This is a genomic window from Gordonia sp. GONU (genome assembly GCF_024733855.1).
Taxonomy (GTDB): domain Bacteria; phylum Actinomycetota; class Actinomycetes; order Mycobacteriales; family Mycobacteriaceae; genus Gordonia; species Gordonia amicalis.
In genome coordinates, this window is sequence record NZ_JANRHB010000017.1 from 37,456 (window position 1) to 63,092 (window position 25,637).

Here is a 25,637-nt window from a genome sequence, read left to right on the forward strand (position 1 = left end):
TTTCGCAGAGTGCGTCGTGAGTGTCGAAATCCGATACTCACGACGCACTCTCGGTTCGCCGGGAAGATGTCGTCGACCGCCTACCATCGAAGGATGTCGATGCCCGGCGATACACCGCCACCTCGTCCGCGGGTTGCCGTCACGCCCATGCGCCCCCGGCAGACGACCGAACGCCCCGGGACCGTGCGCTGGGTCGTCCTGGGGTGGATCGTCACCGTCGCGCTGATGATCGTCACCGTGCTGGTGATCGCGGCGTCGCTCGACGACATCCGCGCGGTACTGGCCGCCGACCTGATCCGCGAACATCCCGAGAGCGGCACCGCCGCCGGACGCGCCGTCGACGTCTCGTTGCTGGTGGGCGCGGGTGTCGCCCTGCTCGTCGTGGTGCTCGGCGTGACCGGCGCGGTGCGGCTCTGGAGCGGCCGACGATCGGGTCGGACGCTCCTGGCGTTCGGCGCGCTGGTCGCGACGGCCGGCGCGGTGGGCTTTCACCTCACCGTCGGTCCGTCGTCAGAAGGCCTCGGCGACGCCGGGTTGCCCACGCCGGTGCTGTGGGCGCCGGCGGCCGCGGCGGTGATCGCGCTGATCGTCACCGGGGCCGCGTTCACCCGAGCGGTGAGTGCGTTCCTACGCTGAAATCCCCTGTCCCAAAGGGCGACCGCTGCTCGTCGAGTCGCGCGACGATGCCCTCGGCGCTGCGGACGGCCACCTGGCATGCGGACGCGACGTCCGGGGCGATCAGTGGGTGGCCGGCGAGGGACCGCCAGGTGCGAGCGGCCTGGATCGCCGACGCACGAAGGTCCGGTACATCGGTCCCGGTGGGCTGACCCAGGCGCGTCGCGGGATCGATCCCCGAGCCGCCGATGAGGCGGGTGAGGTCGGCGATCTGTTCCGGGGGCAGGTCGAGACCGCCGACGCGAATGGTGCTGAGCAGCCGCAGTTCCCGGAAGCCGTGTACGTCGGCGAGCTCCCGGCGGACCGACGCCCGTAGCTGCGCCGCCCGCGGCGAGGCGGACGCGGCCAGCAGGTGATCGAGGGTCACCAGCGCCGAATGGGATTTGAGCTCGTCGGCGCGCTGGGCGAACTGAGTGTCGATGATGGCGCTCAACTCCGACAAGCCGCTGCGTTCGACGAGTTCCGCGGCCAGCTCGGTCGACGACGTCGCGCCGAAGCGGATGAGGGTGACCGCCAGCCGGATGCCGAAGACACCGAAACGCTCGGCCAGCGACCGTCGGAGATCGGCGGGGATGTCGGGCAGGATGTCGGGCCGGGCGAAACGGTCCATCGTCAAAAGAGCCGCCTCGAGCTCGGCCCCGGGCGTCGAGGCGAGCTGGGCGAGTGCGCGGAACTCGACCTCGCGGAGCGTCCGTGCAGCCAGTGCGAGCAGCCCGGCGACGGGGACCACCGCCTGGCAGAGGCCGGTCCGTTCGAGTTCCCCGGCGAAGCGTCCCGCGATCTGCTGGGCGGAGATCATCGCATCCATCCGTCCGGCGCCCAGTTCGTCGGCGCGGGATACGACGCCGACCACCCCCAGCGGACCCGACGATCCGCCGATCGCGGTGCCGATGCGCCGCAGCATGGCCGTGTCCGTGGCGGTGAGGGAGCGCAGCAGATAGACGACGGCGTCGACGCCGGACCGTCCCCGGGCCTCATCGCTCCCTGACTCGCCTCGGGGCGCGAGGAGGCGAATCGTGGAGTCGGACAACTCCGTCGACAACGACGCGGTGCCCGGCGTGTCCACGATCGTCGTGGATTGCAGCGCGCGGGCGGGCCATTCGACGTCGAGATGGTCCACGCGGTCGGCGGTGAGCCGTCCGAAGTCGAAGCCCAGGCGCCCGTCGATGCGGGTCACCGGGATTCCGACGGTCCGACCGTCGTCGATGTGCGCGGTCACCGACGGCGACCGGCCGCTGCGGTACCAGGTGACGACGCGCGTGCACTCGGTGGCATCGGTCGGTGCGATGTCCTGTCCGACAAGTGCATTGAGCAACGTGGACTTGCCGGCCTTCAGCGATCCCGCCAGGGCGACCCGGACCGGCTGATACATTCGGTGTTCGCAGAGGTCGAGCTCGGCATGCGCGCGGGGGTCGTCGGCCAGGGCGCCGCGGGCGGCGTCGAGAAAGGCACGCGCACGATCGATCCCGGCCATCAGCGAGACTGCCCTGACGCGTGGCGACCGGCCTTCGGCTGCGCCGGGTCGAGATGATCCGGATCGAAGTGATCTGCGGCCTTGCGGAGGGCGGCGACCGCGGTCAGCCGGGACTCGAGTTCGGCAGCTCGACGGGCCCGCTCGGACTCGGTGGACGTCGCCGCTGACTGTGCGGCACTGAGGGATTCGGAGATGGAACGGGCGGTCTGCTCCGCGACGGAGCTGAAATGGTCGCGCAGCACGCGCTGGATGACGCGCAACCGGTCACGGGACTCCTTGCCGACCTGGAAGCTGACGTCGTCGGTGAAGGCCCGCACCGCCACCTTCGCCTTGGCGCGCCGCTCGAGCACCTTGGCCTGCTTGTCGTCACGGTATGCCTTGGTGCCCAACAGGAGTCCGGCGCCCACCGAGACCGGGTTGATCAACGCCATCCCGACCATCGTCGAGATGAGCCCGAACATCAGCACGCCGCCGTAGGACCCCCGCATCCCGATCAGCAGTTTCTGCGTCACGCCGACCTTGCCGCTGTCGAGTTCGGCGAGTTCGGCCACCGAGTCGAGCACGCCGGTCAGGTCGGCGACGTCGATGTCGGGGAGGGAACTCTGCCCGGCGGCGGCGAAATGGTCGGCGACCCGTTCGGCCAGCCAGACCGACCGCTCGTGAGCCCAGACGAAGTTGTCGCCGATCACCGCTGCCGTCTGGTCGGCCAGCCACTCGCTGAGCTGCTCCCAGTCGACGCCCGGATCGCCCTCGTCGATGGCGCGTTCGGCTTCGCGGGTGACCGCGCGCAGCCGATCGCGCAGGTCGTGGTCGATGTCGGCGGCGAGGTCGGCGACCCCGTCGGCCAATGTCTGCTGCCACTGTGCCGATTTCCGGCGCATCGCCTCGGCGTCGGCCTTGGCCTCCTGCAGCGCCCGGACGGCCTTGTTCGCGGTGTCCGGATCGCGGAGTGCGGCCAGTTCGCTGCCCAGGGTGAGGGCGAGATGTTCACTGACCACCCGGAGATCGGTGGCGACCGCCCCGCGGGCCGCTTGCTGCGCGGTCGCCACCACGCGGTCGCGCAGGTAGCGGTAGAGATCGAGGAAGCCGGCTTCGGCGTTGAGTTCTTCGTCGCCCAGGCGCAGCGCGTGCGAGCGCAGCACCGACGAGACCGGCAGTACGGGGATGTCGATGCCGGCGGTCCGCAGATGCGCGCGATCGGCATCGGCGACGGCCCGCCAGTGCGGATACAGGTCGGTCTTCGTGATCAGGCACGCGACGGTCGGGCACAGGCCGATCACCTGCTGGAGGAAGGACATCTCCGGCGCGGTGAACTCCTGGCTGGCGTCCGACAGCACCAGGACTGCGTCGGCGGCTGCCACCATGCCCAATGTGGCTGCGGCATAAGGGTGTCCGTGGCCGCCGACGCCGGGTGTGTCGACGAGGACGAGACCGTCCGCCAGCAGCGGACCGGGGGCACCGATCTCCAGCCGCAACACCTCGCGGCCGCCGGCGAGCGGGGAGTCGGGGGTGATGGCACCGATCGCGTCCATCGGGACCGGAACGCGATCGTCGTCAGACGGACCGTCGACGACGAGGTGGGCCGTCGGTTGCGGGGCATGCGAGATCACGGTCGGCACCGCGGTCGTCTCGTCGTCGCCCACCGAGCACACGTCGAGGTCGAGCAGCGCATTGACGAAGTGACTCTTGCCCTGTTTGAGCTGCCCCACCACGACGATCCGCAGGCGGGGGTCGGAGATGCGGGTCCGTGCGCCGTCGAGGCGGGTGACGAGGTCGTTTCGCCCGGCCTCGCGGGCCACCTCCGACATGGTGGCCAGCAGATCGCCGATGGTCGACGGCGTCGCCTGGGTGGTGGCCGCGGGGACCTGCGCGACGTCGTCCGGCCGTCCGGCGGGCGGGAATTCGGCGGGTGAACTTGTCATGGTGTCCTCACGGTAGTTCTGAGTCGGCGCACGCGGTCGGCATTGGGGACGTGTCCGGGTGCGCTACCCGGAGACGGGGTCGGCCCCGGCGCCGCACGCGTCCAGCGAGATGCTGGTCGTCGGGCGGCGCCGGGGCGTTTCCGTCGTGGTTCGGGGGTCAGCCGGCGTCCGGTCCGGCGTCGACGTCTCCGGATGCGGCCGCACCGGCATCCGAGTCGGCTCCCAGTCCACCGGTCAGACCGCCGGTGAGACCACCGGTGAGGTCACCGGTCAGGCCGCCGGTGAGTCCGCTCGTCGTGTCGGCCACACCCCCGACCGTCGAGTCCAGGGCTCCGCCGAGTCCGGCGTCGGTGTGCGTGACGCCGCCGAGGTCGACGCCGCCGCCGGCCTTGCCGCCGCCGGTGAATCCGCCGGTCAGGCCGCCGGAGACGTCCCCGGGAAGGTCGGCCCCGGGAATGTCGGTGCCGAGGTTGCCGGCGGCGTCGGTCGTCGCGCCGAGGGTGCCACCCAGGGTCGAGTCGAGCGCACCGGCCGCCTCGCCGCCGACGTTCACTGCGCCGCCGGCCGCGCCGGAGACGGCGGTGGTCAGGTCGCCGGTGACCTCCGCCGGGAGTGAACTGTCGAGGCCCAGGTCGCCGCCGAGGCCGAGGCCACCGCCCAGACCCAGATCACCGCCGAGACCCAGGTCACCGCCTAGATCCGGACCGCTGTCCAGGACCGAACCGATCCCCGTGTCCAGCGTCGTCCCGAGCCCGGCGAGTCCGCCGCCGAGTCCGGTCTCGAGGGTGCCGGTGAGATCGTCGGCGGCGGTGCCACCCAGTCCGACGGTGGTCAGGATCGGGCCGCCCACAGTGATGCTGCCCTCCGGGGAGATCACGAGACTCGGGTTGAGCACCGCGCCGAGCTCACCGGTGAGCACATCGCCGAGCCCACCCGTGGCCTCCAGCGTCGAGTCGAGGGTCGCGACCAGGCCGTTGGTGGCCGACAGATCGACATCGAGTGCGTTGCTGAGCGTGCTGCTCAGGGCGCCGGCCAGGTCCGCTCCACCCGCCAGCTCGCCGGCGAGGCTGCCGCCGAGCTCGCCGCTCAGTGCGGTGCCGAGAACCGCGCCCAGGGATGCGCCGAGGTCGGCTCCCACGTCGCCGCCGGCACCCAGGACGGTCTCCAGGGTTCCGGTGAGGTCGGTGGCCGTCTCGGTGACCAGGCCGAGATCAGCGCCCGCCGCGAGTGCGGCGTCCAGTGCTCCGCCGAGTTGGGTGATGAGGGCGCCGTCGACGCCGAGGGCCCCGCCGAGGTCGGCGGCCAGCAGTTCGCCGACACCGAGGCCGGCTCCGGCCGCGGCGTCGAGGATGCCTTCGACACCCGCGGTCGCACCCAGTACCCCGCCGAGCGCGGCACCGAGCTCGGCAGCGAGGTCGCCGCCGCCACCGATCGCGGCGCCTAGCTGGGCGGCCAGGTCGGTGGTGAGTCCCGCGTCGAGGAGGCCGGTCAGATCGGTGCCGAGTACGCCACCGAGTTCGAGTGCCCCGCCCAGTGCGGCGCCGAGATCGGCGCCGGCGGCTGCTCCCAGGACGCCGCTGAGCACGGTGCCCAGTGCGGTGTCCAGCCCGGCGCCGGTCGACAGCAGCCCGCCGAGAGCGGCACCCAGCTCGCCGCCCAGGCCGCCGACCACGTTCAGTCCGCCTTCGAGGGCGCCCCCGACGGAGCCCTCGACGACGCTGCCGAGTCCGGCGCCAAGTCCTGCCCCGAGACCCAGTCCGGTCTCGAGTGCCCCGCCGAGTCCGCTGGTCAGATCGGCCGCGAGACCACCGTCCAGCGCGGCCGCCAGGGTGCCGCCGAGTGCCGCGCCCAGGGCGCCCGCGGCGTCGCCACCGGCCTCGAGACCTGCGGCGAGCGCGCCGGCGAGGGTCGCACTCAGGTCACCACCCGCGGCGAGCGCCGAGTCGAGGTCGACGAGACCGCCGGCCGCGAGCACCGATTCCAGGGTCGCCGCGAGCCCCGCCTGCGCGCCGCCGCCCACTCCCAGGGCCGCGGTCAGCGCGCCACCGAGAACCGCGTTCGCGCCCGCTGCACCGCTCAGCGCCAACCCGCCGGCCGCGGCGGCGCTCGAGGTCAGAGCAACACCCAGCGCGGTCCCGAGCGACGCGGCGGCCGTGCCGCCCGCTGCCAGGGTGGAGCCGAGAGCGCTGGTCAGGGTAGCCCCGAGCTCGCCGGACAGGTCGGCGACGGCCTGCGCGTCGAGCAGTCCGGAGAGCGTCGCGGACAGGTCGCCGGCGACGTCGAGCGTCGAGGTGAGGGCGGCGGTCAGATCGCTCGACAGGTCGGCCCCGAGGCCGAGTGCGCCGGAGAGGACCGCGGAGATGGCGCCACCCGCACCGAGTCCGGCGGCGAGCGCCGTGGAGAGGTCGGCACCGAGCGCACCGCCGGCACCGAGCGTGGCGCCGATCATTCCGCCGAGGGTCGCGCCGAACTCGCCCGCGAGTTCGCCGCCCGCGCCGAGCGCCGCCGACAACTGGGCGGCGAGTCCGCCACCGAGGCCGAGTCCGAGGTCGGCGCCGGCGGCGAGGAGGGCGTCGAGGGATGCGCCGAGTTGACCGGCCAACGCACCTTCCGCGTCGATCGCGCCGGCCAGCGCACCGGCGATCGCCGCCCCGGCGCCTGCACTCAGTTCGAGGCCTCCGGCGACCAGGGTGTCGAGGGCGGCACCCAGCGCGGCGCCGAACTGCGCCGCCACCTCGCCTCCGGCGCCCAGTCCGGCGGACAGAGCCGCACCGAGGGTGACAGCCAGCTGGCCGGCCAGATCGAGGTCGCCGAAAGCGATTCCGCCGAGGTCCAGGTCTGCGAGCGAGAGGCCGGAGAGGTCGACGCCGCCGAGCCCGATCCCACCGATGAGCCCGCCGAAGTCGATGTCGCCCAGGCCGACCCCGCCGAGACCGATGTCACCGACACCGGCGTTGATGCCCCCGCCGTTGATGCCACCGACGTTGATGCCACCGAGGCCCAGTCCACCGAGACCGAACCCGATTCCGCCCCCGGCGCTCGCACCACCTCCGACGGCACCGCCGATCGCCCCGCCGCCGAGGCCACCACCGGCCCCGGCAATGGCGCCGAGGCCACCACCGGCAGCGCCGCCGACGGCCAGTCCGGAGTCGGCGACGAGCGGCGTCGCGGCCGAGATGTGTGCGGGCGTGATCCCGGTGAGCCCGGCACGGTCGATCGCGGCCTGGGGATTGCCGCAGTAGGCGTTGAACGCGTCCTCGTCGCGAAGCAGGCCGAGGATGAAGTCGAGTACCGCATTGGTCGGCATGGCGTCGTTCCTTGCGTCGGAGAGATCGCAGTTCGATCCCGTGTCGAATCCGACGCTAAACGCCGGCGCGGTGCGCGACATCGGGGTAAATCCCCAGTCCTGTCGCGACAGTCGATAGGGGGCCGGCCCCCTGGGGACAACCCGACAGGGGGCGGAGCTGATAGGGGGAAGGGGAGTTTCCCCCTAATCGTCGCCGAAGGGCTAACGGCCGGGTCACGATCGGCGACACACTCTGTGAAGTGCACGGTCGCATCGGCCGCGGCACGCCCAACAGACGATCGCCCACGCCACGCCGGTGGCGGCCGGCGATCGCCATCGACCACCCCGCAGGTGGGAACAGGAGCTGACCGACATGGGGATCGCGATCGGTGTGAAGATCGGGAGCGCGAACAGTGTCGCGGTCGTCGCCTCGGAGCACTCGTGGGAGAGGTCGCTCTCCGTCGAGACCGCCGCGCTGGTGGGTTCCGGCGATTTCCTCGACCGTGTCGGTGATCCCGTCCCGGTACTCGACGACCACGGACAGAGCCGGTCGGCCGCGCAGATCCACGCCGAGGCGATCGTCGCGCTCGTCACCCGCCTCGACCTGGGCGAGCACTCCGTCGCGCACCTGACCGTCGTGCATCCCGACACGTGGACATCGCAGGCGGTCGACGAAGCCCGCGCCGCACTGCTCGCGCGGGACGACGTGCTCACGGGCGAGATCAGCTGGGTGGCGGAGTCGCGGGCGACGCTGGCAGCCGTCGAACACCACGAAGGTGCCTTCGGCGAGGGTCTGGTGATCAGCTACGACCTCGGCGCATCAGCCCTGACCGTCGCCGTGCTCGCGACCGGTGACGAACCGCGTGTGGTGAGTCGGCCCCTGCGCCTCGACTCGGTCAGCGGGAACGAATTCGACCGGCTGTTGCTCGGGCACACGTTGCGGGTCACCGGTGTCGCCGCCGGGCTCACCGATCCCGGCGCCGCCTCGTCGGTTCTCGACGATCTGAGCCGGCTCCGTACCGAATGCCGCCGCGCCAAGGAATCCCTGTCGGTCGACACCGACGCGGTCGTCGACGTCCGCGTGGGCGAGGTGACCACCGTCGCTCGGCTCGTCCGCGACGACGTCGAGGACCTGGTCCGCGGACCCCTCGCGGAATCGGTGGCACTGATCCGGGAGGCACTCGCGAGTGCGGGCGGCGACCAGGCGGGAGGACACCCTGCCCCCGTCTCGGCGATCGTCCTCGGCGGTGGGGGCGCGTCCATCCCGCTCGTCACCGAGATGCTGTCCTCGACCCTGCGCCTGCCGGTGATCCTCGATCCCCAACCCGAATCGGCGTCCGCGGCCGGTGGCGCACTGATCGGTATCGCCGCGATCGGTGATCGTGACCCCGCGCCGATCGTGCCCACCGCCGCGGTCCCCGGGCAGGCGCTCGCGGTGTTGCCGGAGGAACGTCCGCTGCGGGAGATCGAGCCCGCTCCCAGTACACCGGTCGCAGCTCCGGCTCCTCGCCTGTCCCGTCGTCGGCGCGGGATCCTGATCACGGCCGGCGCCGCAGCGCTGGTGCTGGTCTCGGCCACCGGTCTGTCGGTGGGGACGGGTCTGGTCGGGTCCACGGGAGAGGCGACACCGCCTCCCGCCGGCGCGGTGACCACCACAGCCGGCCCGGCATCGGGCGCCCCCGGCGCACCACCTCCGACCGTGGCCGGAGCCAACACGGGCACCCGCACCGCCGACGCCGGCACGGGCACGGGCACCCGAGCCGCGGGCACAGGCGCCCCGCGCCGTACGACGGCCGGTGCCCCGGCTGCCGGTACACCGGCGCCGGGGACCACAGCGCCCCGCGGCGGTCAGTCACCCGCGCCCGGCGGGCCGGCCCCCGCGCCGGCGGCTCCGCCGGCGCCGAACCCCGGTACCTCGCCCGCGCCCGTCGAGAACCCCCCGGCGGATGCCCCCGAGCCGAGCCCCGAAGAAGGTTCGGGCGGTAACGGCATCACCCCGGGCGGTGTCCTGCAGGCGCCCGGCAAGATCCTCGACGGAACCGGTCAGGTCCTCTGTGGCGTCACCGGTGTCGTCTGCTGACGTGGGGCGAGCGGCGACCTCGCCCACCCCGCCGGTCGGCGATCGCCGGGGCCCCACTCCCGCGTCTACCTGGATCGACGACATCCTCGACCGTGCCCCTGCGAAGCTCCCGCTCTGTGCGGTCGTCGTGGGCACCCCGGGAAGTGGTCGCACGGGTCTTCTGAAGGCCGTGCACGAGCGCTTGCGTGGTCTCGACGTCCCGGTCAGCGTCGGCATGCCCTCGACCGACGTCCCGGCCGGGTCGATGGTGGTACTGGCCGACGACCTCCACACCTGGCCGGGTGACCTCGTCGCCCGGATGGCGACGATGGTCGACGCCGGAACCATCCAGCTGGTCGCCACGACCGAACCGCGCGACACCGATCAGGTCCTCCGCCGGGTGCTGGACCTCGCCCGACGCTCCGGCACGCTCCTCGAACTCGGCGCGATGAGCACGGCGGACGTACTGACCCACGCGGCTCGGACCGGTCTCACGCTGACACCGGCGACCGCATCGCAGATCCGCCGGCGCTGCGGTGGTGCCCGCACCGTCGTGACCGCCGCGCTGCTCTCGATCCGGGAAGCGGCCGCGGCCGCCGCTCCCGGGGAACCGGTCGACGAGATGGCGGTCGTCGAACGCGTGGCGCGCGATCGCCACCATCGGCTGCTCCGGGGTCTCGACCCGACGACGCTGTCCGTCCTGGCCCTCGCGTCGGTACGGGCCCCGCTGGACCCCGAGAGCCTCGCCGAGACCCTGGACGTCCCGCGGGACGCAGCAGTCGGGGCACTGGACCGCGCGCGGGGAAGCGGTCTGCTGCGCGGCGCCGACGTCTTCGTGTCGTCCGCAGGCGAACCGCTGTACGCCGTCCTCGGGAACCGGCGACTCGATCACCTCCGCCGTAGGTCGGCCGCAGTGCGTCTGCGGGCGACCGAGCTGACCGCCGACGACGCGTTGCACGCCGCCCAGTCGGGGGTCGAGGACCCGCGGCTCGTCGACGCTCTGCTGGAAGGTGCGGCCGATGCCACCGCGGCGCGCGCAGTGGTCCTCCTCCGGGCCGCCGATCGTGTCGAGCCGGGACGTGACGACGTTCGTCTCCTGATGGCCCAGCGCGCGTTGGCGTCCGGTGACATCGATGGCGCCGGTGCGGTCGCGGACGCCCGGCTCGAGTCGGCCGACCCGGGCGAGAAAGGGATCGAACACTGGGTGGGGGTCGCGGCGGCGGTCGCGGCACATCGGGGTCTCGGTTCCCATGCGGCGGACCTGTATCGCTGGCTCGGATCGGACAACGTTGCGGCGGAGACGCTCTCCGCGGTGACCGCACTCCTGGCGGTCGGGGACCGGACCGTTGCCTCGGCGATCGCCGCCGCGGGTGACGGGCAGCCGCCGGTGGGTGTCCGTGCCGTGCGATCGCTGGCGATCCGGGGTCTACTCGCCTCGGTCGGCGGCACCGACGACGGCGGTCCCGGCGACGGGGTCGACCTCGTGGTCCGTGGCCTCGCGGCCGCCGTACCGAGCAGGTCGGGTCCGGCGACCGCGAGGACGTTGCACGCCGCCGTCGCGCTCGCGCTGAACAGCGGCGACGTGCATGCGGCCAGGACACTCCGGGCAGCGGCCGGTGAATCCGCCCCCGGCGCTCTGCTCGAGGCGGAGATCGCACTGTCCAGCGGCGACCTCGAGTCGGTCACCCGTCTCCTGCCGACCATCGCACCCGTCGGCATGGTCGACCGGCTCCGAGTCCACGCCATCCGCCTCGGCCTGGCGCGTCGCAACGGTGACGTCCCGGCGCTGACGGCGCTGTGGCCGGAAGGTCTGTCACTGCTCGCCGCGACCGAGGTCGACCTCTATCTCCTGCGTCCACTCGCAGAGTTCTGGCAGGCTGCCGCCCGGCTGGCCGACACCGCGTCGATCGGCCGGTGCATCACCGCGGCTGATCGATTGCTCGACGCCTTGGACAACCCGGTGACATGGTCGGCACCTTGGCATTTCGCCGGAGTCCAAGCGGCTGTCATCGGCCGCGATGCCGAGTTCGCAACCGAGCGGCAACGGCACCTCGACGCCGCGGGCGCACAGCACGCGCGTGCATCGGGCCTGGCGACGGCCGCCCGCACCTGGTCGGCACTCACTTTCGAGCAGGCCGGGAACATCACCGACGACCGCGTCTCCGACGCGGTCTCGGCTCTACGGTCGAACGGATTGATCTGGGAAGCAGTACGTTTGGCGGGCATTGCGGGGTTACATGCCGCCGACCCGAGCGCCGCTGCGGACCTCCTGGAGACCGCCCGCGCGGTCGACGCGGATCGGCGGCGTCCCCGACCGGTCGACGGTGTGTTGACCGAGCGTGAAGCAGAGGTCGCCCGAGAGCTGCTGCAGGGCTTCACATATCGCGAGATCGGTGCCCGCCTGTTCATCTCGGCGAAGACCGTGGAGCACCATGTATCCCGGATTCGACGCCGAGTGAATGCCGGGTCGCGCTCCGAACTGATGTCGGCGTTGCGGGCCGCCGGATACAGCTGATTCGCACGGCCACTTCTCCCATCGAGCATTACGTTCCACAAGAACCGAATACGAGAATTCGGCGCTCTGTCGGAATTGTCGCAAGTCGGCGAATTGCATTGGCGTCGTGCGAAATCGATTGTGTGATCTATGCCTCATCAGGGGTGGTACGTCGCGTTTTCGTTTGTTACGTTCGGCGAAGTCCGTCAGCCGAAATGTATATGGAGGCAAAACATATGAAACGAAATCTCATTCGTGTTACCACTATTGGTGCAGCTCTTGGCGTTGCCGGTTTGATCGCTCCGGCCGGGGCGAATGCCGCACCGGTGTCCGATACGAATTGTGCGAAGGTGTCGACCCCGGTCGATGCGGCCGGTTGGGGAAATGTGTTCGGCGATGAGCAAGGTCAGGCCGGAAAGCTCTCCGCCACGAATGTTGTGGACCAGGACGGTTCGCTGGAATTCGTGACCACCGAGCAGACCCCGCGACAGGCGTCCTATCACAGTGCCGGTGACCTCCCGCTCGCCGATCTGGTGAAGAACGACAAGGCCCTCACCTTCGAGAAGTCCGCAGGCCAGGCCAACTGGCAGATCCGCGTTACCGGCGCCAACGTCGCCGGTTCGAGCGACGGATTCCTCACGCTGGTCTGGACCGCTCCGGAGGGGGCCGGTGAGACCAATGCCGCCTCGTCCGACCAGTGGTGGGCCACCCGCGCCCTTCCGGGGATCGAGCGCGGTGCGACCGCGACTCTGAAGGACTTGCTGGCCGCGGCGAACAGCGAGGGTCACACGACCGTGGTGAACCACTACGGCATCTCGAGCCAGCCGGAGAACAAGGCCGGCAAGGTGAACGTCGACAACGTCTCGTTCAACGGCTGCACCACGAACTTCGCGGCCACGGGTGCCGGCGGTGCCTTCGGCTCGCTGGAGAACGTCTTCCCGTGATGCGTTGATGAGTCGAGCTCATCTCGGCGTTTCTCCCCGCTGGTTGAGCTCGTCGAAACCACCGCAGGCCCGCGACCATTCCGGTCGCGGGCCTGTGGTGTTTTCCAGTGATCAGCAGGCGTCCTCCACTCACCACTGGTCGAATCCGACATTGGCCTGCGGGAAGCCGGTGTCGATGTGATTGTTCATCCAGTACTGCTGCGACTGGGGTCCCCAGATCCCGCTCATCCCGGTGTTCACGTTGAACTTGTGGTTGGTGAGCTGGTAGTTGGCGGTGGGACCGAAGACTCCGATGCGGTACATGGCGTTGACGTCGAGATGATTGTTGAAAGGTGCGACGGCCGTGATGGTTTCGCTGGCACCGGGGTACAGGACCTGCTGCGGTGCGTTGACCCACTGACCGCCGTCGGCGTTGCTGCCGATCAGGTATTCGGGCTTGTTGGTGTGGTTGGTGATCGTCATCGCGACCGTCGGCTCGCCCGGGCGGGTGATCGGCATGGTGCCGGCATGGGCTGCTCCGGCGGCACCGAGTGCGATGCCGGTGGCTGCGGCGAGTCCGAGGGTTCCGGCTGCGATGCGGGACGCGATCTTCATGGGGTTCTCCGAGTCTCTGATGAGGGCTTCTGGGTGGTTGTTCCGGGTTGTTCCGGTGACACCAATGACTTTCCTCGGAAAAGACCGCGCCGGGATTCCGTCGACCGGGTGATGGACCGGTGGAATCTCCCATCCCCCGATCGGTGGACACGGATCACCGGTCGGCGCTGAAAACCGCCCCTGAAATGCACCCTCCACAGCACGACCGCGGACACTGTGTCGGCGAATCCGCAGCTCAGGGCGATGCCCGGGGGGCGGTTTCCGGGGGCGCTTCTCAGCGGGGCCGGTCAGACCTCGCGCGCCGGTACCTCGACCACGGCGACCGTCCCGCCGCCGGGTCTCGTGGCCAGCGAGAACGTGCCGCCGGTGCCCTCGATCCGTACGCGTCGCGAGGCCAGGCCGATGTGGCCGGCAGCCTGGCGTCGCTGAATCAGCTCCTCGATCTCGACGTCATCGGGCAAACCGATGCCGTCGTCGACCACCACCAGTCGCGCGACCCCGTCGTCGAACTCGGCGGTGATCTCCGCGGCGTCGGCCTCGGCGTGCTTGACGACGTTCGTCAGCAACTCCCGGGCTGCGGCGAACAGCAGCGAGTCGGCGGATGTGCGCAGTTCGGTCGGCCAGGCGGCGGTGTCGACGGAGATCGACGGAGCGCCGGCGCGACTGCCGTAGGACGCGGCGAGGTCGATGAGGGCGACGGCGAGGCCCGCTTGTTCGAGGACCGCGGGGTGCAGTTCGCTCAGGGTCGACCGGAGCAGCCGGGCCGAGTCGCGCAGAGCCCCGTCGACCCGGTTCAGGATGACCGGATCGGCCGAACCCCGAAGCGTCGCAAGCTCTTGCCGGGCGGCCAGCACGTACTGGAGGGCGCCGTCGTGCAGGTTGTCGGCGAGGTCGCGTCGTTCCCGCTCCTCGATCTCCATCGTGGCGTCGAGCAGCCGGGCCCGTTCGGCGGCAAGCGATCCGATCGTCGTCACCCGGGACCGTTGCAGCTGGGACAACAGGATCGCCCCGACTGCGAGTGCCGCCACGACGAGCACGCGCAACACGATGATCGACCACGGCTCGCCGTTCGCCTGCCGGGCGAGGATGTTGGCGACGGCGTAGACCACCACGGTCGCGACCACGACGATCGCGCACAGTCGCGGCTGCAGGGAGATGGCCGCGATCATCGGGACCAGGGCGAATCCGGCGAGCAGGGCGTCGGTGGTCCAACTGACCTCGTTCGACATCCCCGCGACGACGGCCAGGATCGTCAGGAGCAGCAGGTCGATCGGCAGTGCGAGCCACGAGTAGCGGACCACCCACGTGTCGTGGCGGCGCACCACGACCGCTCCGGCAACGCACCACGCCGCGTAGAGAGCGGCGGTGGCGACGCTGAACACGGCCGCATGGTCGGGCGGATCGAGACACACTGTCAGCAGCACGAAAAGCGCCAGGAACAGTCGCAGCAGCACCTGCACCCGGATACCGCGGATGGCGTGCTCGACGAGGATGCGATGGATCCGGGGCTCGTCGGCGAACTCGCCGAACCCGAGATAGACCGTCAGTCCGGCGATCTCGATGTCGGAGTTGCGCAGCACGCCGCGGCTACTCGAGAAGCCCACGACGCATCGCCTCGGCCACGGCGGCCGCGCGGTCGGAGACCCCGAGCTTCTCGTAGAGGCGCTGGGTGTGGGTCTTCACGGTCGCGGCACCGATGTACAGCTCCGCGGCGACCTGCGGAATCGATTGTCCCCGTGCGAATCCGGTGAGCACTTGGCGCTCGCGTTCGCTGAGGGCCGGGGTGCCGCGCTGGGTTTGGGCGCGGATCTCACCGACGAGGCCGGCGGCGAGCACCGGGGGCACCACCGTTTCTCCTCGGGCGACCCGCGTCACCGCACCCACGATCTCGTCGCGGTCGGCGTCCTTCGACAGGTATCCGGCGGCACCTTCCTGCAGTGCCCGGAACACGATGGGACCGTCGGTGACCGCCGACAGCAGGAGCACGCGCGTGGGCAACTGATCGCGGGTGACCGCGTGCGCCAGTTCGACACCCGTCATCCCGGGCATCTGATGGTCGACCACGGCGACGTCGGGGTTCGCGCGCCGGATGAGCTCGAGTCCGGCGACCCCGTCGGCTGCCTCGCCGACCACCCGCACCCGTCCGCTCTGCGTCAGACCCCGTGACACCCCGTCCCGGAAGAACGGGTGGTCGTCGACGACGACCGCGGTCACGAGGTCGTCCACACTCAGCTCGCCGGCTCGGTGCGCGTGGGTGCCGTCACGGTGATGAACCGCGCCGCGGTCTCCACGGCCTGTCGCGCCTCGGCGGACAGCCTCGGCATCAGCTGGAACACGTGTCCCTGATCCGGCCACGCCTGGATCACCGAAACGCCTCCGGCCCCGACGATCTCGTCGTGCGTGGCCCGGGCGTCGGCGCCCATGACCTCCAACGATCCGTACTGGATGAGGGTCTTCGGGAGGGTCATCTCCGGGGTGAGGCGGATGCGCATGCGCGGATGGTCGGGGTCAGCGGTCCGCGTGTAGAGACGAAGGATCTTGCGCGCGGTGACCGCATTGATGATCGGATCGTGGACGCCGCTGCGCTGATTGTCCACGGCCAGATCGAAAGTCGGGTCGTAGAGCGGAGAGAAGAGCACCATCGAACCCGGCTGCGGTGTACGGGTCGCGTGGTTGACGGCGAGGAGATCGAGGGCGAGGTGCCCGCCGGCCGAGTCGCCGGCCACCACGATGTCCTCGGCCCGGTAACCCTGCGTGAGCAGCCATCGGTATCCGCGGATGGCGTCGTTTCCCGCACACGGCCAGGGATGTTCGGGACCGAGCCGGTAGTCGAGGCTGAACGCCGAGAGTTCCGTCCGATTTCCCAGTCGCGCGACGAGACCGCGATGCGTGCGCGGGGAGCACACCACATATCCGCTGCCGTGCAGGTAGTAGATGATCCGGGTGCCGGGCCGGGGGGTCGCGGCTCGCCGGCCGGTCACCCATTCGCCGCGGATCTGGCCCCCGCGGAAGGTCTCCCTCACCAACTCGACCTGCGTGCCGGACGGCGGTGGACTGAGCCGTTCGATGGTGCGGTTCAGTCCCGGGCGGGTCCGCTGGATCATCTGCGCGGTCACCAGGGGATGGCTCCGGCCCGCGGCGAGCATCATCGGCCAGGTGACCCGCGCGAGGTAGGCGTTCACGGCGCGCGATCGGCGAGAACCGTGGGGGTCGACGCCGAGGCTTCCGAATGGTTTCTCGTCATCGGCGGGCGGCATGGGCGCCCCGCCCGAGGGTAAGGTGATGCTCATCACTCAGACGCTAGCCGCGCCTGGTGTCCGGTGTGCGACGAATATGCGGGTCGACACCTGACCGCGACCCCGCCGCGATCGAGTGGCCACCGCGATGGACCCGTCCCGTTACGAACAGAAGGCAGACAGCTCACGTCGGGCGGTCCGCACGGTGATGTCCGTACTCGCCCGATTTTCCTCTGACGTGCAGTATCGCGTCCATTGTGGTAGCCGGATTTCGATACTGGGCACCCCACATGGAAAAATGACCCACAATGCTCATACGGCAGCCCGCGGGCGCCCTCTGAAGTGCTGCGCGCAAAGCCGAGATGAGCATGGTGCTCGGGCCTCGACGATGCGGCCCGTGAGATTCCGTCAGCAACGGCGCTGACGGGGCCACCGCCTTGTGATTGTCGGCTCTGCCCCAGGTCAGCCCCTCGGGGGGAGGATGACGACGCTGTGGACATCGAGGTCCGCAAGGCGAACAGGCCGGCAACGGAGCCGGTTACACAGGCGGGGTGGCCCCCAGACATTGACCACTGTTAGTGCGTGCACTCTCCGCACGCAAAGTGAGGCGGATATGAAGCAGGCTCCGGGACCGGTGGGTCTCTACGACCCACGTAACGAGCACGACTCGTGCGGCGTGGCGTTCGTCGTGGACATGCACGGACGACGCAGTCGCAACATCGTCGACAAGGCGATCATGGCCCTGGTCAACCTCGAGCACCGCGGTGCCGCAGGTGCTGAACCGAACACGGGTGACGGTGCCGGGATCATGATCCAGGTTCCCGACCGCTTCCTGCGTGAGACGGTCGATTTCGAGCTCCCCGCCGAGGGCAGCTACGCGACCGGTATCGCGTTCCTCCCGCAGGGCTCCGAAGACGCTCGTCTCGCCTGCGAGGGCGTCGAGAAGGTCATCGAGTCCGAGGGTCTGACCCTGCTCGGCTGGCGCGAGGTGCCCACCAACGAGAACTCGCTCGGTGCGCTCGCCCGCGACGCGATGCCCACTTTCCGTCAGGTCTTCATCGGTGGCGCCGAAGGCATGGAACTCGAGCGCCGGGCGTACGTCGTGCGCAAACGCGTCCAGTACGAGCTGGGCAACAAGGGGGCGGGCGCCGACGGCCCCGGCCGCGAGACCGTGTACTTCCCGAGCCTGTCGGGACGCACCTTCGTCTACAAGGGCATGCTGACGACCCCCCAGCTGCGGGAGTTCTACGTCGACCTGCAGGACTCGCGTGTCGAGAGCTCGCTGGGCCTCGTCCACTCGCGCTTCTCCACCAACACCTTCCCGTCGTGGCCGCTCGCGCATCCGTTCCGCCGCGTCGCCCACAACGGTGAGATCAACACCGTCACCGGCAACGAGAACTGGATGCGTGCCCGCGAGGCGCTCATCGACACGGAGGCCTTCGGTGCCGACGCGGCGTCGAAGATCTTCCCGGTCTGCACCCCCGGTGCGTCGGACACCGCACGTTTCGACGAGGTGCTCGAACTGCTGCACCTCGGTGGCCGCAGCCTGCCGCACGCGGTCCTGATGATGATCCCGGAGGCCTGGGAGCGTCATGAGTCGATGAAGCCCGAGCACCGTGCGTTCTACCGCTATCACGCCACCATGATGGAACCCTGGGACGGCCCGGCGTCGGTGTGCTTCACCGACGGCACGGTCGTCGGAGCGGTCCTCGACCGAAACGGCCTGCGTCCCAGCCGCATCTGGGTCACCAAGGACGATCTCGTCGTGATGGCCTCCGAGGTCGGTGTCCTCGACATCGACCATGCCGACGTCGTGCAGAAGATGCGCCTGGAGCCCGGCCGGATGTTCCTCGTGGACACCGCCGCCGGCCGCATCGTCGACGACGAGGAGATCAAGGACGAGCTCGCCGCCGAGCACCCGTACCAGGAGTGGCTCGACGAGCATCTGGTCGACGTCAACGACGTGCGTGCGCTGCCGCACGAGCACATGGCCCACGACCGGGTCGCGTTGCGCCAGCAGGTCTTCGGTTACACCAGCGAGGAGCTCGACCTCCTCGTCGCGCCGATGGCCAGGACCGGCGCCGAGGCGCTCGGTTCGATGGGCACCGACACCCCGATCGCCGTGCTGTCGAAGCGTCCGCGCATGCTGTTCGACTACTTCCAGCAGCTCTTCGCGCAGGTCACCAACCCGCCGCTGGACGCCATTCGCGAAGAGGTGGTGACCGGCCTCGGCGACACGATCGGCTCCGAGGGCGATCTCCTGCATCCGGGTCCGAACAGCTGCCGCAAGATCGAGATCCCCGAACCGACCATCGACAACGACACGTTGGCGAAGCTGGTTCGGATCGAGGAGGACGGCCGCTACCCGGACCTGCGCAGCAAGCAGATCTACGGCCTGTACCCGGTTGCCGAGGGCGGCGCGGGCCTGCGCGCCGCACTGGACCGGATCCGCGCCGAGGTGAGCGCCGCGATCGACGACGGTGTGTCCATCGTGGTGCTCTCCGATCGTGAGTCGGACGAGACCAACGCACCGATCCCGTCGCTGCTGCTGACCGCGGCGGTGCACCATCACCTGGTCCGGGAGCGCAAGCGCACCCGGGTGGGCCTGGTGGTGGAGTCCGGCGACGCCCGCGAGGTCCACCACATCGCTGCGCTCGTCGGCTTCGGCGCCGGCGCGGTCAATCCGTACATGGCCTTCGAGTCGATCGAGGACATGGTCGAGCGCGGCGTGCTCGGCGACATCGACTTCGCCACCGCACGCAAGAACTACATCAAGGCCGCCAGCAAGGGTGTGCTCAAGGTGATGAGCAAGATGGGCATCTCGACCATCGCCTCGTACACCGGTGCGCAGCTCTTCCAGGTCATCGGCCTCTCCCAGGCGACCGTCGACGAGTTCTTCACCGGCCTGATCAGCCAGCTCGGCGGCATCGGTCTCGACGAGATCGCCGCCGACGTCGCCACCCGGCATGCACTGGCCTTCAGCGACCGGCCCTCGGAGCGCGCACACCGCGAGCTCGAGGTCGGCGGTGAATACCAGTGGCGCCGTGAGGGTGAGTACCACCTGTTCAACCCGGACACGGTGTTCAAGCTGCAGCACTCCACGCGCACCGGGCAGTACGGGGTGTTCAAGGAGTACACGAAGCTGGTCGACGACCAGTCGACCCGTCTCGGTACGCTGCGCGGCCTCTTCGACTTCAACTTCGGTGACCGCGACCCGATCCCGATCGAGAAGGTCGAGCCGGCCAGCGAGATCGTCAAGCGGTTCTCCACCGGCGCGATGAGCTTCGGTTCGATCTCGGCAGAGGCCCACGAGACGCTGGCCATCGCCATGAACCGTCTCGGTGGTCGCTCGAACTCCGGTGAGGGCGGCGAGGATCCGCGTCGTTTCCACCACGACGAGAACGGCGACTGGCGGCGCAGCGCGATCAAGCAGGTCGCGTCGGGACGTTTCGGTGTCACCTCGCACTACCTGTCGAACTGCACCGACATCCAGATCAAGATGGCGCAGGGTGCCAAGCCCGGTGAGGGCGGCCAGCTCCCGCCGCACAAGGTGTACCCGTGGGTCGCCGAGGTCCGCGGTTCGACGCCGGGCGTCGGCCTCATCTCGCCGCCGCCGCACCACGACATCTACTCGATCGAGGATCTCGCGCAGCTGATCCACGACCTGAAGAACGCGAACCCCAAGGCGCGCATCCACGTGAAGCTCGTCAGCGAGGTCGGCGTGGGCACCGTCGCCGCCGGTGTGTCGAAGGCACACGCGGACGTCGTGCTCATCTCGGGTCACGACGGTGGTACCGGTGCGTCGCCGCTGACGTCGCTCAAGCACGCCGGCGCGCCGTGGGAGATCGGTCTGGCCGAGACCCAGCAGACGCTGCTGCTCAACGGTCTTCGCGATCGCATCGTGGTCCAGGTCGACGGTCAGATGAAGACCGGCCGCGACGTCGTGATCGCCGCACTGCTCGGTGGTGAGGAGTTCGGTTTCGCGACCGCGCCGCTCGTCGTCTCGGGCTGCGTCATGATGCGCGTCTGCCACCTCGACACCTGCCCGGTGGGCATCGCCACCCAGAACCCGCTTCTGCGTGAGCGTTTCGCCGGCAAGCCGGAGTTCGTCGAGAACTTCTTCCTGTTCATCGCCGAAGAGGTCCGGGAACTGCTGGCACGCCTCGGTTTCCGTACGCTCCAGGAGGCCGTGGGTCACGTCGAGGCGCTCGACACCACCAAGGCGCTGGCGCACTGGAAGTCGGAGAAGGCGGGCAAGCTCGACCTGTCGTCGATCCTGACCATGCCGGAATCGCCGTTCATGAACCAGGACCTGTACTGCTCGGGCGTGCAGGACCATGCGCTCGAGAAGGCGCTCGACCAGCAGCTCATCGCGCAGAGCCGCGAGGCGATCGACCACGGCACCCGGGTGTCGTTCACGTCGAAGATCACCAACGTGAACCGCACCGTCGGCACCATGCTGGGCCACGAGGTCACCAAGACCTATGGTGCACAGGGTCTGCCGGACGGCACGATCATCGTCGACTTCACCGGTTCGGCCGGCAACAGCTTCGGCGCCTTCGTGCCCAAGGGCATCACGCTGCGGCTCGAAGGCGACGCCAACGACTTCGTGGGCAAGGGTCTCTCGGGCGGCCGCCTGGTGGTCCGTCCGGCGCGCAACGCCCCGGCCGACTTCGTCGCCGAGCACAACATCATCGCCGGCAACGTGATCGGTTTCGGTGCCACCGCGGGCAAGATCTTCCTGCGCGGCATCGTCGGTGAGCGCTTCTGCGTTCGTAACTCCGGTGCGACGGCCGTCGTCGAGGGTGTGGGTGACCACGGTTGTGAGTACATGACCGGTGGACGCGTGGTCATTCTCGGCGAGACCGGCCGCAACTTCGCGGCGGGTATGTCGGGCGGTATCGCCTACGTCTACGACCCGGACGCCGAGCTGGCCGACAACCTCAACACCGAGCTCGTCGACATCGAGCCGCTCGCCGACGAGGACATCGAGTTCCTCGCCGGCATCATCGACGAGCACCGTGCCGAGACCGAATCCCCGGTCGCCGCAAAGCTGCTCGCCGATTGGGACACTGCCCAGACCAAGTTCGCCAAGGTCATGCCGCGGGACTACAAGCGCGTGCTGCTGGCCATCTCCGACGCGGAGAAGACCGGGCGAGACGTGAACGAAGCGATCATGGAGGCCGCACGTGGCTGACCCCAGAGGATTCCTCAAGCACCCCGAGCGGGAGCTGCCCGACCGTCGTCCGGTCGAACTGCGGCTGCTCGACTGGAACGAGGTCTACACCGACTTCGACAAGGGGCACCTGAAGACTCAGGCCAGCCGCTGCATGGATTGCGGCATCCCGTTCTGCCACAACGGTTGTCCGCTCGGGAACCTGATCCCCGAGTGGAATGACCTGGTCTACAAGGACCGGTGGCGTGACGGTATCGAGCGTCTGCACGCGACCAACAACTTCCCGGAGTTCACCGGTCGCCTGTGCCCGGCGCCCTGCGAGGCGTCGTGCGTGCTCGGCATCAACCAGCCGCCGGTGACCATCAAGCAGGTCGAGGTCGAGCTCATCGACAACGCCTTCGACAACGGCTGGGTCACCCCGGTCCTGCCGACGAAGAAGACCGGCAAGTCGGTGGCCGTCGTCGGTTCGGGTCCCGCCGGACTTGCCGCCGCACAACAGCTCACGCGTGCCGGGCACGACGTGACGCTGTTCGAGCGGGCCGACCGCATCGGTGGTCTGCTGCGCTACGGCATCCCCGAGTTCAAGATGGAGAAGCGTCACATCGACCGCCGCCTGGCGCAGATGGAGGCCGAGGGCACCGTCTTCCGTACCGGCGTCAACGTGGGTGTCGACATCACCGTCGAGCAGCTACGTGCCGATTTCGACGCGGTCATCCTCGCCAACGGTTCGACCATCGGTCGCGACCTGCCGATCCCGGGCCGCGAGCTCGACGGCATCCACCAGGCGATGGAGTTCCTGCCGCAGGCCAACCGGGTTCAGCTCGGCGACACCGTCGAGGGGCAGATCACCGCAAAGGGCAAGAAGGTCATCATCATCGGCGGTGGCGACACCGGCGCCGACTGCCTGGGGACCTCGTTGCGGCAGGGCGCCGAGATCGTCCATCAGTTCGAGATCATGCCGAAGCCGCCGATCGAGCGTGCCGAGTCGACCCCCTGGCCGACCTACCCGCTGATGTACCGCGTGTCGTCGGCCCACGAAGAGGGCGGCGAGCGCGTCTTCTCGGTCAACACCGAGGAGTTCATCGGGGAGAACGGCAAGGTCACCGGCCTCCGGGCCCACGAGGTGGTCATGCGTGACGGTCGCTTCGAGAAGGTCGAGGGCTCGGATTTCGAACTCGAGGCCGATCTGGTCCTGCTGGCGATGGGCTTCGTCGGCCCCGAGCGTGAGGATCTCCTCGACAAGATGGGCGTCGAGTACGACCCTCGCGGCAACGTCAAGCGCGACAGCAAGTTCGCCGCGGTCGGCCGGCCCGGCGTGTTCGTCGCCGGCGACGCCGGTCGTGGTCAGTCGCTGATCGTGTGGGCGATCGCCGAGGGCCGTTCGGCCGCCGCGGCCGCCGACGAGTACCTCACCGGTGCCTCCGATCTGCCGGCCCCGATCGTGCCGACCCAGGTCGCCCAGCGCTGACCCGTCGCCACCAGAACCGAGGACTCCCGCCCGCCGCACAAGGTTGGGCGGGAGTTCTTTTCACTCTGCTACACATCCCAGTGGCACCGCCATACACTCGGCTCATCGCGATCCATCTACCGAAGGGACAGCCCATGCGTCGAATCCTCGCCATCATGTGCACTCTGCTGTGTGCGGTCTTGGGAGGGTTCGGGCTGACGGCACCGCGCGCGGACGCGGCGCCCGCCGGCTGCCCGAAGATCTATGTCCTCGCCGTTCCGGGTACCTGGGCCAACGGGGTCAGCCCGGGTGTCCTGAGCGCCGTCACGTCCGGGCTGGGTCCGGAGACCAAGGTCCAGTACGTCGGCTACGACGCGACCGCGTTCCCGTGGGAGAAGGCGGTTTACGGGAAGTCGAAGGCGCAGGCCGTCGCCAACACCCGAGGCCTGGCACTGCAGATGCTGCAGCGTTGCCCGGGAACCCGGATCGCGCTCGTCGGTTACAGCCAGGGCGCCGACGCGGCCGGCGACCTCGCGTCGGAGATCGGCACCGGGCGTGCGGCGATCCGCCCCGGTCAGGTTGCCGGCGTCGTGCTGATCTCCGATCCCCGACGGTCGCGCAAGGACAACCTCGTCGGTCCGGCCCTGCGCGGGGAGGGCAGCGGCGGTCCCCGCCTCGACGGCATGGGGTGGGTGCTGCCCCGGGCCTTCACGCTCTGCGAGCCGTCGGACATGTACTGCAACGTGCCGCGAGACTTCTACATCACCCGCATCGCCGGCTACCTGGCCGAAACCAGCGATCCGACGCCGAGCCAGATCCTCCAGTACCAGGCCGAGGCTGCCGTGATCGTTCGGGAGCTGCTCACGCTCGGCGGACCCGGAGCCGTCGTCGAGGAGCTCGGCAACAAGCGTGCCCGCGAGCAGATCACCTCGTTCAACCGGTTCCTGAAGTCCGGCTCACACGGCACCTACGGCGATTTCCAGGTGAATCCCGGTGTCAGCGCCGTCACCTGGGCCAACCGCTTCCTCGCCGGCCTCGCCTGAGGTCATCCGGCGCGATCGGGCTTTCGGCCGATGAGGGCTCCGGTCGATTACCTGATGGTGTGGAACTCGACCGACGTGAATCCCTGGCGGGTCAGGTCCGGGGTGTAGCGCCTGACATCGAGGGCGTCGACCGGATCGGTGTGGCCGGCGACCTGGTCGCCGGTGCGCCGGGCGGCACGTCCTCGCGGTTCCGTTGCCCCTGGACCCGGCGGCGCCTCCGGACAGTGAACGTCTGGCGCCGGTTCATCGACTACTCGTACTCGCGGAGCAGTACCCCGAGGTCTATCGAATCCTCGTCGGCCGTTCGACGGGCGGGATGGTGCTGCGGTCCACGCGGGATCTCGTCGAGCGACTGCTCACCGAGCAGATGGCCGGACGACTCGAGGTCGCCGAACAGGATTTCGCCGCGACCATCGCGTTCCTGTCCTGGGGTGTCGTCGGGATGCAGGCGGCCATCGCCGATTCCGGCGGCGCTCTGACGGCCCGGCGTGCCTACGACATCGTCGCCGGATTGCTGGCGCCCGCCGAGCCGTAGAACGAATTTTGGTCCGAGTGGATGGCATACGCCGCAGCATTCGCTGCGTAGCATTGGTGCTGGTAGATGCCGCGTCGCTACCCGGAACGTAACGCCCTGCGTGTCATGATCGATCTAGTCGACATGTACGGCAGTCACGAATCCGGGACACCGGAGACGTGGACTCTCACATGTCGACGGGGCTCGGGGTGAGTGGTGCAAACCACGAAAAACCTTGGCGACAACGATGAGTACTGTCGCTACAGTAGGTCAAAGTCAGAGTCCGTTGTAACGAATGTGAATGCACCAGGAAGTGATTGGTCATGAAGTTGGCTGACACATTTCACTCACCCCGCCGGGGTTCATTGCTGAATTCGCTCACCGGGGGGCGACTCGGCGGACGTCGTGTCAACTCATCGACGTTTCCCGCGGAGGCAGAACGTCTCATCACGCCGGCCGAGCTCCGGCGCCTCGGCGTAGGTTCCTGATCCCCGCGGTGATCAGGCCGCAGTGATCACTCGTCGTGATCACTCGTCCCGGGCCACCCGGGCGCCCATTCCGCCGATCTCGATCACATCGCCGATGGCCAGTTGCCGTCCGCGTCGGGTCTCGACCTCGCCGTTGACGGTCACCAGGCCGTCGGCGATGACCTCTTTGGCCTCGGCGCCGGATTCGATGAGGTTGGCCAGTTTCAGGAACTGGCCGAGTCGGATTGAGTCGTCCCGGATCGTCACGTCGTACACGGTCCCGATCATGCCCCGTGTCCGCACACC

Annotated in this window: 16 protein-coding genes; 8 read left to right on the top strand and 8 right to left on the bottom strand. The window is 69.5% G+C overall.

Annotated features, from left to right (window positions below; all coding sequences use genetic code 11):
- Nucleotides 1-99 precede the first annotated feature (99 nt).
- Nucleotides 100-636 carry a hypothetical protein gene (locus NWF34_RS15860; RefSeq protein ID WP_238064115.1) on the top strand — a complete coding sequence of 179 codons (537 nt, stop codon included), beginning with the start codon at nucleotides 100-102 and terminating at the stop codon, nucleotides 634-636.
- Here the strand turns inward: NWF34_RS15860 and NWF34_RS15865 are convergent.
- The 3 genes from NWF34_RS15865 to NWF34_RS25385 form a co-directional block, all read right to left on the bottom strand.
- A complete protein-coding gene (locus NWF34_RS15865; RefSeq protein ID WP_024498955.1) occupies nucleotides 605-2,149 on the bottom strand; it encodes a dynamin family protein in 1,545 nt (514 codons plus the stop codon). The two genes, NWF34_RS15860 and NWF34_RS15865, sit on opposite strands and share 32 nt — an antisense overlap.
- Nucleotides 2,149-4,071: a dynamin family protein gene (locus tag NWF34_RS15870; RefSeq protein WP_024498956.1), complete on the bottom strand. Its 1,923-nt coding sequence runs from the start codon at nucleotides 4,069-4,071 to the stop codon at nucleotides 2,149-2,151. The genes NWF34_RS15865 and NWF34_RS15870 overlap by 1 nt, the downstream gene beginning before the upstream one ends.
- A gap of 157 nt (nucleotides 4,072-4,228) precedes the next feature.
- Nucleotides 4,229-7,378: an IniB N-terminal domain-containing protein gene (locus NWF34_RS25385; protein ID WP_309148641.1), complete on the bottom strand. Its 3,150-nt coding sequence runs from the start codon at nucleotides 7,376-7,378 to the stop codon at nucleotides 4,229-4,231.
- 352 nt (nucleotides 7,379-7,730) lie between these two features.
- Here NWF34_RS25385 and NWF34_RS15880 point away from each other — a divergent pair, with 352 nt between their 5' ends.
- The 3 genes from NWF34_RS15880 to NWF34_RS15890 all read left to right on the top strand — a co-directional run bounded on the left by NWF34_RS15880 (nucleotide 7,731) and on the right by NWF34_RS15890 (nucleotide 12,854).
- Nucleotides 7,731-9,437 (top strand): Hsp70 family protein, encoded by a 1,707-nt coding sequence (locus NWF34_RS15880; protein WP_024498958.1) that lies wholly within the window; start codon nucleotides 7,731-7,733, stop codon nucleotides 9,435-9,437.
- Nucleotides 9,424-11,931, top strand: a complete 2,508-nt coding sequence (locus NWF34_RS15885) for a helix-turn-helix transcriptional regulator (protein WP_258325480.1) — start codon at nucleotides 9,424-9,426, stop codon at nucleotides 11,929-11,931. The genes NWF34_RS15880 and NWF34_RS15885 overlap by 14 nt, the downstream gene beginning before the upstream one ends.
- Nucleotides 11,932-12,146: 215 nt before the next feature.
- Nucleotides 12,147-12,854 (top strand): hypothetical protein, encoded by a 708-nt coding sequence (locus NWF34_RS15890; protein ID WP_258325506.1) that lies wholly within the window; start codon nucleotides 12,147-12,149, stop codon nucleotides 12,852-12,854.
- Nucleotides 12,855-12,983: 129 nt separating this feature from the next.
- Here NWF34_RS15890 and NWF34_RS15895 read toward each other — a convergent pair whose 3' ends face one another.
- The 4 genes from NWF34_RS15895 to NWF34_RS15910 form a co-directional block, all read right to left on the bottom strand.
- Nucleotides 12,984-13,448, bottom strand: a complete 465-nt coding sequence (locus tag NWF34_RS15895; RefSeq protein WP_258325481.1) for a hypothetical protein — start codon at nucleotides 13,446-13,448, stop codon at nucleotides 12,984-12,986.
- A 287-nt stretch (nucleotides 13,449-13,735) separates the two neighbouring features.
- Nucleotides 13,736-15,025, bottom strand: coding sequence for a sensor histidine kinase (locus NWF34_RS15900; protein WP_258325507.1), 1,290 nt, complete (start codon nucleotides 15,023-15,025; stop codon nucleotides 13,736-13,738).
- Nucleotides 15,026-15,035: 10 nt separating this feature from the next.
- Nucleotides 15,036-15,674 (bottom strand): response regulator transcription factor, encoded by a 639-nt coding sequence (locus tag NWF34_RS15905; RefSeq protein WP_096272711.1) that lies wholly within the window; start codon nucleotides 15,672-15,674, stop codon nucleotides 15,036-15,038.
- Nucleotides 15,675-15,676: 2 nt separating this feature from the next.
- Complete coding sequence (locus tag NWF34_RS15910; RefSeq protein ID WP_096274880.1) at nucleotides 15,677-16,738, bottom strand: alpha/beta hydrolase fold domain-containing protein; 1,062 nt, start codon at nucleotides 16,736-16,738, stop codon at nucleotides 15,677-15,679.
- Between the two features lie 559 nt (nucleotides 16,739-17,297).
- Between NWF34_RS15910 and gltB the strand changes: the two genes are divergently transcribed.
- From gltB to NWF34_RS15930, 4 genes are all read left to right on the top strand, one after another.
- Nucleotides 17,298-21,881 carry a glutamate synthase large subunit gene (gltB, locus tag NWF34_RS15915; protein WP_258325482.1) on the top strand — a complete coding sequence of 1,528 codons (4,584 nt, stop codon included), beginning with the start codon at nucleotides 17,298-17,300 and terminating at the stop codon, nucleotides 21,879-21,881.
- On the top strand, nucleotides 21,874-23,328 hold the full coding sequence (locus tag NWF34_RS15920; RefSeq protein WP_006438790.1) for a glutamate synthase subunit beta: 1,455 nt from the start codon (nucleotides 21,874-21,876) through the stop codon (nucleotides 23,326-23,328). The genes gltB and NWF34_RS15920 overlap by 8 nt, the downstream gene beginning before the upstream one ends.
- A 134-nt stretch (nucleotides 23,329-23,462) precedes the next feature.
- Nucleotides 23,463-24,350: a cutinase family protein gene (locus tag NWF34_RS15925; protein ID WP_159406072.1), complete on the top strand. Its 888-nt coding sequence runs from the start codon at nucleotides 23,463-23,465 to the stop codon at nucleotides 24,348-24,350.
- Nucleotides 24,351-24,543: 193 nt separating this feature from the next.
- The gene (locus NWF34_RS15930; protein WP_159406073.1) at nucleotides 24,544-24,885 is read left to right on the top strand and encodes a hypothetical protein; all 342 of its coding nucleotides are present in this window, start codon (nucleotides 24,544-24,546) and stop codon (nucleotides 24,883-24,885) included.
- 506 nt (nucleotides 24,886-25,391) lie between these two features.
- On the opposite strand, the gene NWF34_RS15935 is transcribed toward NWF34_RS15930, so the two are convergent.
- Nucleotides 25,392-25,619, bottom strand: a complete 228-nt coding sequence (locus tag NWF34_RS15935) for an RNA-binding S4 domain-containing protein (RefSeq protein WP_006438786.1) — start codon at nucleotides 25,617-25,619, stop codon at nucleotides 25,392-25,394.
- Nucleotides 25,620-25,637 lie beyond the last annotated feature (18 nt).

Bases quoted from the DNA above. Each gene is read 5' to 3' on its own strand.
- NWF34_RS15890 (WP_258325506.1), top strand. From the start codon at position 12,147: ATGAAACGAAATCTCATTCGTGTTACCACTATTGGTGCAGCTCTTGGC.
- NWF34_RS15935 (WP_006438786.1), bottom strand. From the start codon at position 25,619: ATGATCGGGACCGTGTACGACGTGACGATCCGGGACGACTCAATCCGA.
- NWF34_RS15865 (WP_024498955.1), bottom strand. From the start codon at position 2,149: ATGGCCGGGATCGATCGTGCGCGTGCCTTTCTCGACGCCGCCCGCGGC.
- gltB (WP_258325482.1), top strand. From the start codon at position 17,298: ATGAAGCAGGCTCCGGGACCGGTGGGTCTCTACGACCCACGTAACGAG.
- NWF34_RS15880 (WP_024498958.1), top strand. From the start codon at position 7,731: ATGGGGATCGCGATCGGTGTGAAGATCGGGAGCGCGAACAGTGTCGCG.
- NWF34_RS15895 (WP_258325481.1), bottom strand. From the start codon at position 13,448: ATGAAGATCGCGTCCCGCATCGCAGCCGGAACCCTCGGACTCGCCGCA.
- NWF34_RS15910 (WP_096274880.1), bottom strand. From the start codon at position 16,738: ATGAGCATCACCTTACCCTCGGGCGGGGCGCCCATGCCGCCCGCCGAT.
- NWF34_RS15870 (WP_024498956.1), bottom strand. From the start codon at position 4,071: ATGACAAGTTCACCCGCCGAATTCCCGCCCGCCGGACGGCCGGACGAC.
- NWF34_RS25385 (WP_309148641.1), bottom strand. From the start codon at position 7,378: ATGCCGACCAATGCGGTACTCGACTTCATCCTCGGCCTGCTTCGCGAC.
- NWF34_RS15860 (WP_238064115.1), top strand. From the start codon at position 100: ATGCCCGGCGATACACCGCCACCTCGTCCGCGGGTTGCCGTCACGCCC.
- NWF34_RS15925 (WP_159406072.1), top strand. From the start codon at position 23,463: ATGCGTCGAATCCTCGCCATCATGTGCACTCTGCTGTGTGCGGTCTTG.